The sequence below is a fragment of the Mesorhizobium maamorense genome, from assembly GCF_044998965.1.
In the GTDB taxonomy this organism is placed as follows: domain Bacteria; phylum Pseudomonadota; class Alphaproteobacteria; order Rhizobiales; family Rhizobiaceae; genus Mesorhizobium.
In genome coordinates, this window is sequence record NZ_CP173356.1 from 1,448,766 (window position 1) to 1,462,940 (window position 14,175).

The 14,175-nt window shown below is 62.9% G+C and carries 13 protein-coding genes; 8 read left to right on the forward strand and 5 right to left on the reverse strand.

Going from position 1 to position 14,175, the window contains the following annotated elements:
* Positions 1-40: 40 nt before the first annotated feature.
* From ACIU1A_RS07340 to rpsF, 4 genes are all read right to left on the reverse strand, one after another.
* On the reverse strand, positions 41-1,333 hold the full coding sequence (locus ACIU1A_RS07340) for a class I SAM-dependent methyltransferase (RefSeq protein WP_404926982.1): 1,293 nt from the start codon (positions 1,331-1,333) through the stop codon (positions 41-43).
* 216 nt (positions 1,334-1,549) lie between these two features.
* Positions 1,550-2,134, reverse strand: a complete 585-nt coding sequence (gene rplI, locus ACIU1A_RS07345) for a 50S ribosomal protein L9 (RefSeq protein ID WP_140494465.1) — start codon at positions 2,132-2,134, stop codon at positions 1,550-1,552.
* A gap of 213 nt (positions 2,135-2,347) precedes the next feature.
* A complete protein-coding gene (gene rpsR, locus ACIU1A_RS07350; protein ID WP_006203718.1) occupies positions 2,348-2,596 on the reverse strand; it encodes a 30S ribosomal protein S18 in 249 nt (82 codons plus the stop codon).
* Positions 2,596-3,090: a 30S ribosomal protein S6 gene (rpsF, locus tag ACIU1A_RS07355; RefSeq protein ID WP_140494463.1), complete on the reverse strand. Its 495-nt coding sequence runs from the start codon at positions 3,088-3,090 to the stop codon at positions 2,596-2,598. Before rpsF ends, rpsR begins: the two co-directional genes overlap by 1 nt.
* A gap of 450 nt (positions 3,091-3,540) precedes the next feature.
* Here rpsF and ACIU1A_RS07360 point away from each other — a divergent pair, with 450 nt between their 5' ends.
* Positions 3,541-5,250 (forward strand): pilus assembly protein TadG-related protein, encoded by a 1,710-nt coding sequence (locus ACIU1A_RS07360; RefSeq protein WP_404926983.1) that lies wholly within the window; start codon positions 3,541-3,543, stop codon positions 5,248-5,250.
* A 45-nt stretch (positions 5,251-5,295) separates the two neighbouring features.
* Here the strand turns inward: ACIU1A_RS07360 and ACIU1A_RS07365 are convergent, their stop codons facing one another.
* Positions 5,296-7,224, reverse strand: a complete 1,929-nt coding sequence (locus ACIU1A_RS07365; protein ID WP_404926984.1) for an LTA synthase family protein — start codon at positions 7,222-7,224, stop codon at positions 5,296-5,298.
* A 276-nt stretch (positions 7,225-7,500) separates the two neighbouring features.
* Between ACIU1A_RS07365 and fabD the strand changes: the two genes are divergently transcribed.
* The 7 genes from fabD to gmk all read left to right on the forward strand — a co-directional run bounded on the left by fabD (position 7,501) and on the right by gmk (position 14,147).
* A complete protein-coding gene (fabD, locus tag ACIU1A_RS07370; RefSeq protein ID WP_140520652.1) occupies positions 7,501-8,442 on the forward strand; it encodes an ACP S-malonyltransferase in 942 nt (313 codons plus the stop codon).
* A gap of 133 nt (positions 8,443-8,575) precedes the next feature.
* Positions 8,576-9,313: a 3-oxoacyl-[acyl-carrier-protein] reductase gene (gene fabG, locus ACIU1A_RS07375; protein WP_140494457.1), complete on the forward strand. Its 738-nt coding sequence runs from the start codon at positions 8,576-8,578 to the stop codon at positions 9,311-9,313.
* A gap of 268 nt (positions 9,314-9,581) precedes the next feature.
* Positions 9,582-9,818, forward strand: coding sequence for an acyl carrier protein (locus tag ACIU1A_RS07380; protein ID WP_006203723.1), 237 nt, complete (start codon positions 9,582-9,584; stop codon positions 9,816-9,818).
* 34 nt (positions 9,819-9,852) lie between these two features.
* On the forward strand, positions 9,853-11,115 hold the full coding sequence (fabF, locus tag ACIU1A_RS07385) for a beta-ketoacyl-ACP synthase II (RefSeq protein WP_140494455.1): 1,263 nt from the start codon (positions 9,853-9,855) through the stop codon (positions 11,113-11,115).
* Between the two features lie 102 nt (positions 11,116-11,217).
* Positions 11,218-12,426: an endolytic transglycosylase MltG gene (gene mltG / locus ACIU1A_RS07390; RefSeq protein ID WP_140494453.1), complete on the forward strand. Its 1,209-nt coding sequence runs from the start codon at positions 11,218-11,220 to the stop codon at positions 12,424-12,426.
* Positions 12,427-12,596: 170 nt separating this feature from the next.
* Positions 12,597-13,487: a YicC/YloC family endoribonuclease gene (locus ACIU1A_RS07395; RefSeq protein ID WP_404926985.1), complete on the forward strand. Its 891-nt coding sequence runs from the start codon at positions 12,597-12,599 to the stop codon at positions 13,485-13,487.
* A gap of 3 nt (positions 13,488-13,490) precedes the next feature.
* On the forward strand, positions 13,491-14,147 hold the full coding sequence (gene gmk, locus ACIU1A_RS07400) for a guanylate kinase (RefSeq protein WP_404926986.1): 657 nt from the start codon (positions 13,491-13,493) through the stop codon (positions 14,145-14,147).
* Positions 14,148-14,175 lie beyond the last annotated feature (28 nt).

The window sequence follows — 14,175 nt, forward strand, 5'->3', positions numbered from 1 at the left end:
CCGGGAATGGCAAGCGCCAATGCGGCAAAGCGGTCTGTTCCTACTCCGCCACCTTGCGGCGCCGGGCGGGCTTGGCGGGCTCTTCGACCGGAGCCGCTTCGCGATGGCCCATGTCGCGCATTTCGAGCGCCTTTTCACATTTGACCATATAGTCGCGCGCCATCGGCAGGGTGTCGTTCTTCCTGGCAAGCTGGATCTGGAAGATGACCAGATCCTGCCAACGGAAGGCGGCTTCCGAGGCTGCCAGATAGAATTCCCACATGCGGCAGAAGCGCTCGTCGTAGATCGCCTTGGCCTTGTCGCGGTTGGCGGCGAAGCGCTGGCCCCAATGCTTCAACGTGTCGGCATAATGGAGCCGCAGGATTTCGATGTCCGTGACGACGAGGCCTGACTTCTCGATCGCCGGCATGACTTCGGAAAGCGCGGGAATGTAGCCGCCCGGGAAGATGTATTTGCGGATGAAGGCGCTGGTCGCCCACGGCACGCCGGAGCGGCCGATCGTGTGCAGGAGCATGACGCCATCAGGCTTCAGCAACGTCGCGCTCTTGTCGAAGAAGGTGCGGTAATGGTTGACCCCGACATGTTCGAACATCCCGACCGAAACGATGCGGTCGAAGCGTTCGTTGAGTTCGCGGTAATCCTTCAGCTCGAAGTGAACGTGGTTTTCCAGGCCCTGGGCATGCGCCCGGTCGGTGGCGACGCCGTGCTGCTCGGTCGACAGTGTCACGCCCTGTACGTCGACGTCGAAGGCCTTGGCAAGGTAGAGGCCTAGCCCGCCCCAGCCGGAGCCGATGTCGAGCACCGTCTGCCCGGCCTTCAGCCTGAGCTTGGCGGCGATGTGGCGCTTCTTGGCTGCCTGCGCCTCGTCCAGCGTCATGTCCGGCTGCTCGAAATAGGCGCAGGAATACTGCATGTCCTCATCGAGGAAGAGCCGGTAAAGGTCACCCGACAGATCATAGTGGCGCTGCACGTTGCGGCGCGAACGCGACGCGGTGTTGATCTGCTGCAGGCGGCGGAAAGCGTGGCGCAGGCCTTCGATGGCTTTCGACCACGTCGCGTCGATGCCGCCGCTGCCCATGTTCTGGAAAGCGATGCGCATCAGGCCAAGGACGCCGCCCTCGAGGATGTCGAGTTCGCCATCCATGTAGGCTTCCGGCACGGCCAGCATCGGATCGAAGGTAATGGCGCGCTCGGCGTGCCTGGTCTTGATGTGCAGATGCACCGGCTCGCCGCTGCCGTCACCGAACACGAATGTCGTGCCCTGTGGGCCGGTCACCTTGAGACTGCCTGTGCGCACCAGGCGGTCGAGAACGCGTTTCAACAGAATATTCATGACCCAAATGTCCCCTCTCGGTCAGACAGGCTGTCCTACTCTGCATCAATATATAGGGTTTCGAAAAGTTCCTTTTGGCACAAAAATGCCCAGGTGGTGAACCCGGGCATTGGTCCAGTCTGACTTGAACTGCCGGTCTGATCGGAGCTGCCAGTCTGATCGGAGCTGATTGGCCGAAGCCGAATGCGGCGCGCCGGCAGGCGCGCCGCGCCGATGTCAGGCGTTCTCTTCGCCGCCCTCGAACTCGGCGTTCGGGTCGAAGAAGTTCTCCGGCCGGGCATTGTCGTTGATGTCCTCGCCATAGATGGCCTCGGCGGTGGTCAGCGTCTCGCCCTTGGCTTGGCGCTCGGCTTCGTCGGCCGTGCGGGCGATGTTGAGCGTGATCGTGACCTCGACTTCCGGATGCAGCGCGATCGCCACATTGGTCACGCCGATGGTCTTGATCGGCTGGTTGAGCTGGATCTGGTTGCGGTTGACCGAAAAGCCCTCTGCCGTCAGCAGGTCGGCGATATCGCGCGTCGACACCGAGCCGTAGAGCTGGCCGGTCTCGCCGGCCGAGCGAACGGCGATGAAGCTCTTGCCGTCGAGCTGTTCGGCGACCTGCGAGGCTTCGGACTTCCGCTCGAGATTGCGGGCTTCGAGCTGGGCGCGCTGGCCTTCGAACTTCTTCTTGTTGGCTTCGTTGGCGCGCAGCGCCTTGCCCTGCGGCAACAGGAAATTGCGGGCAAAGCCGTCCTTGACCTTGACGGTATCGCCCATTTGGCCGAGGCGGGAAACGCGTTCGAGAAGAATGACTTCCATGGTTTTGTTCCTTTCGTTAGGGCGCCAATCAAGGGATCGGCACCGAATTCTCTGGAACAGGTCAGGAAGCAAAAGGGCGTTGCCGCCGGTGTCGCTGTCCTGCCTGTCGCGGCAGTTAGAGGCTTTTGGCCTCAACTTGGGATTTGATGCGCAATCCAGCGGCGCCCGTCGCCGTGGAAGAGAAGCGGGCGGCGGAGCCGCCCGCGTCAAGGATTAGCGAACCACGTAGGGCAGCAGGCCCAGGAAGCGGGCGCGCTTGATCGCCTTGGCGAGCTCGCGCTGCTTCTTCTGGCTGACGGCGGTGATGCGCGACGGCACGATCTTGCCGCGCTCGGAAATGTAGCGCTGCAGGAGGCGCACGTCCTTGTAATCGATCTTGGGCGCGTTGGCGCCCGAGAACGGGCAGGTCTTGCGGCGGCGATGGAACGGGCGCCGGGTCGGGATCTGGTTAATGTCGACCATTATTCTGCACCCCCTTCAAAGCCTTCGCGCGGACGGCGCGGACCACGATCGCCACCAGCGTCGCCGCCGAAGCTGCGTGGCGGACGATCGCCGCGATCACGGTCGCCGAACGAGCGCGGACCACGGTCGCCGCGGTCGCGGTCGCCGAAGCCGCCGCGTTCCGAGCGCTCTTCGCGCTTCTGCATCATGGCGGAGGGACCTTCCTCATGCGCATCGACCTTGATGGTCAGGAAACGCAGCACGTCCTCGGACAGGCCCATCTGGCGCTCCATTTCGTTGAGCGCTGCCGGCGGGCAGTCAAGATCCATCAGCGTGTAGTATGCCTTCCGGTTCTTGTTGACCCGGTAGGTGAGGGACTTCAGTCCCCAGTTCTCGACCCGGCCGACGGACCCGCCATTGGCGGAGATGACGCCCTTGTACTGTTCGACAAGCGCATCGACCTGCTGCTGCGAGAGGTCCTGCCGGGCAAGAAACACATGTTCGTAAAGAGCCATTATGTCTTTTCGCCTTTCTTCGTTTCTCTCCCGGTTCCCGGCGGCAAAAGCCTCTGCAACTTCTCTGACCCGCCAGGAGCGGGGAAGAAAGGAGCATGACGAGACGGTCGAGAGCGGAGACACGGGAGGCGGAAGCGCTTCTGGCTTCACGCGAAGGTTTTCGAAAACCTCCGGCCCTCCGTTCAGCCCCCAGCTGGGACCGGCAGATTGGCGGCGTCTATATAGCAATCCACGTGGAAGGCAAGAGCAGGCGGCAATCCCGGATGTCGCAGGGCCAGAAAAACCGGCATGTGCGGCGATAGGACTCCGTGGTTCCCGGAAACCAGGCCTTAACCACCATGACAGGTTGTATGGGGTTGCGGCCCCGGCATCAACCGCCGATTCATCATGTCTGGCGCAAAAAGCGGCATCCCGCTGTCAGCAACGGGCTAGGCATTTCCGGGGGTAAGGATGCTTCTCAAGAAATTCTGGCGCTCGAAAAGCGGCAACTTCGCGCTTTTGCTCGGGATCGGCTTGCCGGCCATCCTGTCGGCGGTGGCCTTCGCAGCCGATGTCTCCACCATCATGCGGGCCAAGAGCAACCTGCAGAATGCGCTCGACGCGGCAAATCTCGCCTCCTCGCATCTCGGCGATCTGGACATCACCCGCACCGACGCCTTCAACCGCTATTTCCAGGCCAACGTAGCCGGACATGGCGAACTCACAAATGCGCGGGCCACGTTGACGGTCGACAGGGGCGTCAACTTCGTCAAGACTAAGGCCGTCGCCTCGGCTGACGTCGATTTGAACTTCGCCTTCCTGCTCGGTGAGAGCAGGCACATCGTGGTCGATGCCTCGGCGGTCAGATCGAACAACCAGCTCGAAGTCGTGCTGGTTCTGGACAACACCGGCTCGATGGCCGGCGCCAAAATTGCTGCCCTCAAGACAGCGACGGACAATCTGCTCAAATATCTGGAAGCGGCGCAATCACCGACGCGCAAGGTCCGCGTGGCGCTGGTACCCTTCGTCACGGCTGTCAATGTCAACGGCGACGGGTTCGACCCGTCCTGGATCGACATGGACGGCAAGTCATCCACCAATGGAATCAATTTCCCCGTCATCAACGACAAGCGTCCCAATCATATGGCGCTGTTCAGGCAGTTGATGAAAGATCCGGCCGCTGCCGCCAAATTGACGGGGTGGAAGGACGGCAAGGGGGAGGATACGGGTTGGAAAGGCTGCGTCGAGGCGCGGCCTGGTGTCCTTAATATCGCCGATACGCCGCCTGATCCACGTTACCCCGACACTCTGTTCGTGCCGTATTTCGCGCCGGACAGTCCGGGAAAGGGGACGAGACCTTCCAGCGGCTATTCAAACGATGCCTATCACTACAACAATTCGTTTATCGACGACGCCCCTGATGAGGCCAAACTTGCTCGGAATGGCGGACTGAATATTCTCGGAATAGACCTGAGCGGCCTGCTTGGAAGTGCTGCCGGGCTTTTGCGGGGTGATCTTGAAACAGTCGCCAAATATGTGGCGCCGCAGAACACCGCCATTGCCACCGCGGTCACAAACGATCCAAACGCCTTGCAATTGACGGTGGGGCCAAACCGGTCCTGTCCCTCGCCAATCGTCCCGTTGACGGAAGACTTTACAAAACTTCGCAACGAGGCCGCCAAGATGCTTGCATGGGCGGGGTCCGGCACCAATGTTTCCGAGGGCCTGGCCTGGGGCCAGCGGGTGTTGTCGCCGGGTGCGCCATACGCCGAGGGTACGCCTTGGAAGACGCCTGGGGTGAGCAAGATCGTCATGTTGCTCACCGACGGCGAGAATGTCGTCTACGGCGCCAGCAACGAGACGACCAAGTCCGACTATACGTCCTATGGTTTTCTCGCGGGCTCAGACTATGGCGCTGCCGGTCGGCTTGGATCGGACAATCAGACGACCGCCGCGCGCAATGTCGACGGATGGACCAAAAGCGTCTGCACGCAGTTGAAGAAGCAGGGCGCCGAAATCTACACGATGGTGCTGCAATCCGATACCGCCGCCAACCGCACGCTTTACAGCGCCTGCGCCTCGGATCCCAGCGACTACTACGCCGTCAACGATCCAAACAAATTGCCGAACGTGTTCCAGCAGATCGCCAACAAATTCTCGAAATTGCAACTGACGAATTGAACGCTCGACCCCGCTGGGCGGCATCCTGGAAGGATGCCGCGAAATTCAGCTCATATGGGCGACGACCTTGTCCACCGTTTCGGGAAAGAAGTCGGGCGCCGCGTGGCGTTTGCCGAACATCATGTCGTATTGCAGCAGCCGGAAGTCGCGGATCGCCGGGTCGATCTGCTTTTGCCGCGCCCAATCGGGCGTGGCTTCTCCCGCCGGCGTCAGCAGCAGATTGCGGTCGACCACGCGGTAGCGTTCGCGCATCTCGCCCAGGAAGCCGGTATAGTAGGGGTGGGTGATGCCGGCCGTTTTCAGGATGTGATAGGGCAGGAAGGCGGGGCTGACGGCGCCCATGTCCTTGGCAGGGCCTGTGCGGTTCGACCAGATGACCAGTGGCGTCTGATGATGCTCCAGCGCCGCCTCGGCGGAAGCCTCCTTGCGCGGCGCGACATTGTCCTTCATGAACCCGGTCTCTACATAGACCGGCCCAAGCGGCGGCAGATGGTCGCCGAAGAAGGCGATGACGGTGGGGCGAGAGCGTTTCTTTGCCCATTCGATCAGGCGTTCGAGACCGCGGTCCGCGTCGGCCGAGCCCTCGGTGTAACTCAGCAGCGATTCACGCGCCCATTGGCTGATCGGCGCCTGCACGGTGTGGGTCGGGTTGTAGTAGCGGTTCGGCTCGTAGGGGCCGTGGTTCTGCAGGCTGACGGCAAAGAAGAACACCGGGGCATCGCTGGCATCGGCCTCGCTGATGATCTCGTCCGTCATCGCCGCGTCGGATGCCAGCGGCCCGCGCTTTTGCATCGGCGGCAGCGTCTCTTCCGATCTGAAGTCGTCGAAGCCGAAATCGGCATAGACCGCGCCGCGGTTCCAGAACCAGTTGGTGCCCGGATGGATGGCGCGCGCCCTGTAGCCCTCCCTCTTCAGGAAGGTCGCCAGCGACGGCGTCGGCGTGCGCACATATTGCTGGTAGGGGATGCTGCCGGCCGGCAGGAAGGCGTTGGAGAAGCCGGTCAGTGCCTCGAACTCGATATTGGCGGTCATGCCGCCGAATTCGGGTGAGAACATGGAGCCCGAACGCAGCGCCCGCACGTTGGGGATCGGATCGGGCGTGATGGTGACCCCGGGCAGCTTGGTCGGATCCCAGAAGGATCTGCTCATGACGACGATGATGTCGGGCTTTTCCTGGGGCACCGAGGCGGTCACCTGCGGCCTGTCGATGGCCGCGATCGCCTTTTCCGAATAGCCTGGCGGCGCCGAGACATGCGCCATCGGCACGTTAAGCGCGAAGGCGAGCGCAAAGCCGTTGGAGGCGTAATTTTCCTTCTGGTCCCACATGATCGGGATGATCTGCAGCCGGTCCCGGGTCCAGGAGAAGGTGGCATAGTCCATGATCGAGACGAAGAAGGCGAGCAGCGGCACGGCCAGCGTCAGCCGGGCGAGACGGCCCTTGCGGCTGAGTATGGGCACTTTTCGACGCCAGACCCGCCAGCCATAGATGAGCAGCGACAGGCCGGCGACGATGCCGACAATCATGGCAAGGGCAGTCATCGGACGGTCACGCACCAGAAGCGGCAGCAGCGCCACGATCTGGCGGGAGTAGAGGAAATCGGTCGGGTAGAGGGGATCGCCGAGATAATGCGATTTCTGGTGACCGATGAAAGCCAGCGAGAGCGTCAGCGGCGCGACGATCATCAGGCTTTGATAGCTGCGGCCGAAAACGGCATCGAGGCCGACCAGAACCAGTGCGAACACCACGATCGTGGTCCAGCCCGGCTTGAGCGGCTGCAGGAAGAAGGAAACCGTGCCGGCGAAGTCGCCGCGCACGATCAATTCGATGGCGAACACCAGGACGGCCGCGATCAGCAGGCTGGTCAGCCCATAGCGTATGGTCGGCCACTTCCGTCCCGGCAGGTAGCCGGTGGAAGGATCGTCTTCCAGAAACTGTGGCGCGGCTTTGCCTGCGCCTTTCGAAATCCTAGCCACTTTAACTTCCCCACCCAGCGACAGACCCGTCACTCGATTGTCATGGAATTGTCACGCAAAGCTAGCGCCTGTGGCGGAAATAAGAAGAGCCAGCAAACGATTCGTGAGCGGTTTTCATCAGGAGTGATCGCCAAAAAGCCTTTTGGAACAGGCACTCGGCCGGCAAAGCTGCCAAGGGGCCGGGTCGAACCGGGCTTGACTTGGCAGGCCGCGTTGCGTCACAGGCAGGAAAATTCGTGTATCAGGCAAGCAGAACCGAGCTTTGGGAGCCCACACATGGCCGTTGCATTCACCTTTCCGGGACAAGGCAGCCAGGCTGTCGGCATGGGCAAGGACCTCGCCGATGCCTTCCCCGAGGCGCGTAGGGTTTTTAGCGAAGTCGACGACGCGCTCGGCGAAAACCTGTCGAAGCTGATCTGGGAAGGGCCGGAAGAGACGCTGACGCTCACCGCCAACGCGCAGCCGGCGCTGATGGCCGTATCGCTGGCCGCGATCAGGGCCTTGGAAGCGGGCGGCTTCTCGCTGAAGGACAAGATTACCTACGTCGCTGGCCATTCGCTGGGCGAATATTCGGCGCTTGCCGCCGCCGGCTTCGTCTCGGTTGCCGATGCCGCCAGGCTGCTGCGCATCCGCGGCAATGCCATGCAAGCGGCGGTGCCCGCCGGCGAAGGCGCCATGGCGGCGATCATCGGACTGGAGCAGGCCGATGTCGAAGCCGCCTGCGCCGAGGCTGCCAAAGGATCGGTCTGCCAGATCGCCAACGACAATGGCGGTGGCCAGTTGGTGATTTCCGGCGCCAAGGCAGCGGTCGAACTGGCTGCCAAACTGTGCACGGAAAAAGGCGCCAAGCGAGCGCTGATGCTGCAGGTCTCCGCGCCCTTCCACTCGGCGCTGATGGCGCCCGCCGCCGAGATCATGCGCGAGGCGCTGGCCGGGGTAACCAAGAACGCGCCTGTAGTGCCGCTCGTCTCCAATGTCACGGTCACTCCGACCAGCGATCCCGAAATCATTGCGCGCCGTCTGTTCGAACAGGTGATCGGCCGCGTGCGCTGGCGCGAGACAGTGGAGTGGTTCGGCGCGAACGGCGTCACCACGCTCTATGAAGTCGGCGCGGGAAAAGTGCTTTCAGGGCTGGCCCGGCGCATCAACCGCGAAATCGCCACGGCATCGGTCGGTTCCGCGGCCGAGGTCGAAACCGCACTGGCGGCGCTCGGGTGAGGCGCCGCGTGTGAATTTGATGGCGCGGCTTGTATCGCTGAAGATATTCCGTTGGTGATGGCAATCGGATACCCGCGAGACGTATACAGATAAGGTTGCTCGCTGAGCTTCCGAAACCAAAGAGGAAAACACAATGTTCGAACTGACCGGCCGCAAGGCACTTGTCACCGGCGCGTCGGGAGGCATCGGCGAGGCGATCGCCAGGGTGCTGCATGCGCAAGGCGCCATCGTCGGCCTGCACGGCACGCGCGTCGAGAGACTGGAGGCGCTGGCCGCCGACCTGGGCGACCGGGTGAAGCTGTTTCCGGCCGACCTGTCGAACCGCGACGAGGTCAAGGCGCTCGGCCAGAAAGCGGAGGCCGATCTCGAGGGCGTCGACATCCTGGTCAACAATGCCGGCATCACCAAGGACGGGCTGTTCGTGCGCATGTCGGACGCCGACTGGGACAGCGTGCTCGAAGTCAATCTGACGGCCGTGTTCAGGCTGACGCGTGAGCTGACCCATCCGATGATGCGCCGTCGCCACGGCCGCATCATCAACATTACCTCGGTGGTCGGCGTCACCGGCAATCCCGGCCAGACCAACTACTGCGCCTCCAAGGCCGGCATGATCGGCTTTTCCAAATCGCTGGCGCAGGAGATCGCCACCCGCAGCATAACCGTCAACTGTGTCGCCCCGGGCTTCATCGAATCGGCGATGACCGACAAGCTCAACGACAAGCAGAAGGAGGCGATCATGGCCGCTATCCCGACGCGCCGCATGGGCACCAGCGCCGAAGTGGCGTCCGCCGTCGCTTATCTTGCCTCCAACGAGGCCGGCTACGTCACCGGCCAAACCATCCATGTGAACGGCGGCATGGCGATGATCTGATCGGGTCGGCCAAAGCATGCATTTCGGGCCGGGCCCGGGTATTCGCGTGGCTTTGAGACGGCGACAGGCAACGCCTGGGCGGGCTGTGAAAAGCGACCATTTCGGCTTGGACGCCCACGATTTTTCGTGTAATGCGGCCCGCAACCCGGCGGTTCGGGCAAAAACCGGTCTGCGGCCATTGCGTTTCCGGCGGGACCATCTTTCAGCTTGATTAGCGGCATTCCGCCCGCTAACGAAGACAGACAACCAAAAGACGAGGATGCCCCAAATGAGTGACACCGCAGAGCGCGTCAAGAAGATTGTCATCGAGCACCTGGGCGTCGATGCCGACAAGGTGACGGAGCAGGCGAGCTTCATCGACGATCTGGGCGCCGACAGTCTCGACACGGTCGAACTCGTCATGGCGTTTGAAGAAGAATTCGGCGTCGAGATCCCCGATGACGCGGCTGAAACCATCCTGACGGTGGGCGATGCCGTGAAGTACATCGACAAGGCTTCGGCCTGACGCTTTCCGCAGTCATCACCGGGGAGGACCTGCGATGAGGCGTGTCGTCGTCACGGGCCTTGGGTTGCTGTCACCGTTCGGCATGGGCTTCGAGCACAGCTGGAAGGAACTTCTGACCGGCCGCAGCGCCGCCAAGCGCATCACCGAGTTCGAGGTGGAGGATCTTGCCTGCAAGATCGCCCATGTCGTTCCGCGTGGTGACGGCAGCAACGCCACCTTCAATCCCGAGGCGGTGCTCGAGCCGAAGGAACTGCGCAAGATCGGCGACTTCATCCTGTACGGGATCGCAGCCGCCGACGAGGCGCTGAAGGATTCCGGCTGGCAGCCGAAGACCCATGCCGAGCAGTGCGCCACCGGTGTCCTGATCGGTTCGGGCATTGGCGGCATCGAAGGCATCGCCGAGAACGCGATGATCCTGAAGGAGCGCGGCCCGCGCCGCATCAGCCCCTTCTTCATCCCCGGCCAGATCATCAATCTCGTCTCCGGCCAGGTTTCGATCCGGCATGGGCTGAAAGGCCCCAACCATGCCGTCGTCACCGCTTGCTCGACCGGCGCGCATGCGATCGGCGACGCAGCCCGGCTGATCATCTGGGGCGATGCCGACGTCATGGTCGCCGGCGGCGCCGAAGCGCCGGTGACGCGACTGTCGATCGCTGGCTTCGCTGCCTGCCGTGCGCTGTCGACCGAGCGCAACGACGCGCCGCAAACGGCTTCGCGGCCCTATGACCGCGATCGCGACGGCTTCGTCATGGGCGAGGGCGCCGGCGTCGTCGTGCTTGAGGAACTCGAGCATGCCAAGGCGCGCGGCGCGAAGATCTATGCGGAAGTGACCGGCTACGGCCTGACCGGCGACGCCTATCACATCACCGCACCGGCTGAAGATGGCGACGGCGCATTCCGTTGCATGACGGCGGCGTTGAACCGGGCAAAGCTGACGCCCGCCGATGTCGATTACATCAACGCGCACGGCACTTCGACCATGGCCGACACGATCGAGCTCGGCGCTGTCGAGCGGCTGGTCGGCAATGCCGCATCGAAGATTTCGATGTCGTCGACCAAGTCGTCGATCGGCCATCTCCTTGGCGCGGCAGGGGCTGCCGAAGCGATCTTTTCGATCCTCGCCATCCGCGACAACATCGCGCCGGCGACCATCAACCTTGACAATCCGGAGCGTGAGACCGCGATCGACCTGGTGCCGAACAAGCCGCGTGCCCGCCAGATCGACGTGGCGTTGTCCAATTCCTTCGGCTTCGGCGGCACCAACGCTTCACTGGTCTTCCAGCGCTACAATGGCTGACCGTCCGCCTGCCGGACGGCGCTTCGGCGTGTCGTCAATTTTGCCATATTCGCCCCTACTCTGCCGCAGGGGATTCGTTGAGAGATCAAACGGTAGGGCGAAATGAACACAAATCCGGCCGGCAACGGAGAGTTCGGGCAAGGGCAGGCGACATCGGGGCCGATCGTACCGAAGACAGCCGCCGAAGCCTTGCGGCCGGAGGCCGGCACGCCGCCGCCGAAGCGCTCGCGTGCTTCGCGCAGTCAGGTCGTCGTGTTCATGAACTTCGTCATCTCCTTGGTGATGCTGATGGTTCTGGCGGCGGGTATCGCGCTTTACTTCGGCAAGCAGGAATTCACCGAGCCCGGCCCATCGGCCAATGGCGACACCTTCCTGGTCAAGCCGAACACCGGCGTCCAGGATATCGCCGACCAGCTCGAGCGGCGCGGCCTGATCAGCGACGCCCGCATATTCCGTCTTGGCGTTAGGGCCTTCGGCAATGATTCGGCGCTGAAGGCCGGCGAATACGAGATCAAGCCCCGGGCGTCCATGCGCGACATCATGGAATTGCTGAAGAGCGGCAAGTCGGTCATGTACTCGCTGACCATTCCCGAAGGGCTGACAGTCGAGCAGGCGCTGGCGCGCATCGCAGGCGAGCCCGCCTTGAGCGGCGACATGCCGGCCACCGTGCCTCCAGAGGGCAGTCTCGCCACCGATACGCTGCGCTTCACGCGCGGCGCCACGCGCCAGCAGATGATCGACAAGCTGCTGGCCGACCAGAAGAAGCTGGTCGAGGAGGTCTGGCAGCGGCGCGCCGCCGACCTGCCGCTCGCCAGCATTGACGAGTTCGTCACGCTGGCCTCGATAGTCGAGAAGGAAACAGGCAAGGGCGATGAGCGCTCGCGCGTCGCCGCGGTCTTCCTGAACCGGCTGGCCAAGGGCATGCGCCTGCAATCCGATCCGACCATCATCTACGGTCTGTTCGGCGGCAAGGGCAAACCCGCCGACCGGCCGATCTATCAGTCGGACATCCAGAAGCCGACGCCCTACAACACCTATGTGATCAACGGCCTGCCGCCGACGCCTATCGCCAATCCCGGCCGCGCGGCGCTGGAGGCGGTAGCCAATCCATCAAAGACCGACGACCTCTATTTCGTTGCCGACGGCACTGGCGGACACGTCTTCGCCGCCACGCTTAACGAGCACAATGAGAACGTTGCGCGCTATCGAGCCCAGCAGAAGAAGCAAGTCGACGACGCGGCCAAGGCTGATGCCAAGGTGGAGGGGCAGACCGACGCGCCCATTGACGGCGACGCGGGGGCGGCCCAGTAGCGGCGCACGGTTTTTCCAGCTCGTCCACGCTATCGGTTGAAGACAGGAGCGTTTGGATTTATCGGGGCGCCTCGTAAGCCGATTGGCAGGCGGGCATTTCGGCTTTCTGAAGGTGCGCGAGGCCGGATCAAGCAGTATCCGTAGTACGCGCCAGGGGGTATGCAGGCACCATGAATTTGCAGAGCATGACCGGGTTTGCGCGTGCTGTCGCCGAACATGGCGGCACCTCGATTGCCTGGGAGGTCAAATCCGTCAACGGCAAGAGCGTCGAGGTGCGGCTGCGGCTGCCGCAGGGCTTCGAGCGGCTGGAGCCGGCCATCAGGCAGACGCTTCAGAAACGTTTCGCGCGCGGCAATTTTCAGGCGACGCTGACCATCACGCGCGCCGCCGGAATGCAGTCCCAGCCCGTTGTCAACGAGGCCTTCCTCAAGGACCTGGCCGGGCTCGCCAAGCGGATCGAGGAACAATTTGGTGTTGCTCCTGCGACCGCCGACGGATTGTTGTCGCTGCGCGGCGTGCTCGATATTCCCGAGACCACCGAAACCGAGGATGTGCGCACGGCGCTCGACAACGCCGTCATGGCGGCACTCGAGGTGGCGCTGGAGGGGCTGGAGCGGTCCCGCCAGGGTGAGGGCGCGGCACTTCGCACGCTTCTGCTGGGCCACATCGACGCCATCGAGGCGCTGACGCTGGGCGCTGAAGCGGATCCGTCGCGCGAACCGGCGGCCATCCGCGAGCGCCTCGCCGAACAGGTGCGGCTCTTGATGGATGCTTCGGCCAACCTCGATGTCGGCCGCTTGCACCAGGAAGCCGCCTTCCTCGCCACCAAGGCCGATATTCGCGAGGAGATCGACCGCTTGAAGACGCATGTGACGTCCGGTCGTGCATTGCTTTCCGGCGGCGGCGCCATGGGACGCAAGCTCGATTTTCTAGCACAGGAATTTAACCGCGAATCGAATACGCTGTGCTCAAAGTCGAACGCTGCCGCGGTCACCGCCATTGGACTGGAACTGAAGGCCGTGGTCGATCAGTTCCGTGAACAGGTCCAGAATCTGGAGTAGCCGATGGTCGCCAGGGATTTAGGGTCCCGCATTCGCCGCCGGGGCCTGATGCTCGTGCTGTCGTCGCCGTCGGGCGCCGGCAAGTCGACGATTGCGCGCAACCTTCTGGAGAGCGATTCCAGCCTCGAACTGTCGGTCTCCGTCACCACCAGGCCGCGCCGCGGCTCGGAGATCGAAGGCGTTCACTATCATTTCCGCACCATGCGCGAGTTCGAGCGGCTGCGCGATTTGGACGCCCTGCTCGAATGGGCGGAGGTGCATGGCAATTGCTACGCGACACCGCGCGAACCGGCGGAACTTGCGCTCGCTCAAGGGCGCGACATGCTGTTCGACATCGATTGGCAAGGCGCCCAGCAGCTCAAGGAGAAGATGCGCGCCGACATCGTCTCGATCTTCATCCTGCCGCCCTCGATGAAGGAGTTGAAGGCAAGACTGAAGCGCCGCGCCGAGGACCAGGAAGCGGTGATCGAGACGCGGCTGAAGAACGCGCGCAACGAGATCGAGCACTGGAAGGAATATGATTTCGTCATCGTCAACGATGATCTCGATCGCGCCTTCGCCGAAGTGCGCGGCATCGTTGTCGCCGAGCGGTTGCGGCGCGATCGTCGGCCCGGCTTGTTCGACTTCGTCTCGGGACTTTTGGACGAGAAGACGAGCTAGCCTTTCCTTTGCCCACGAAGATGGGCCG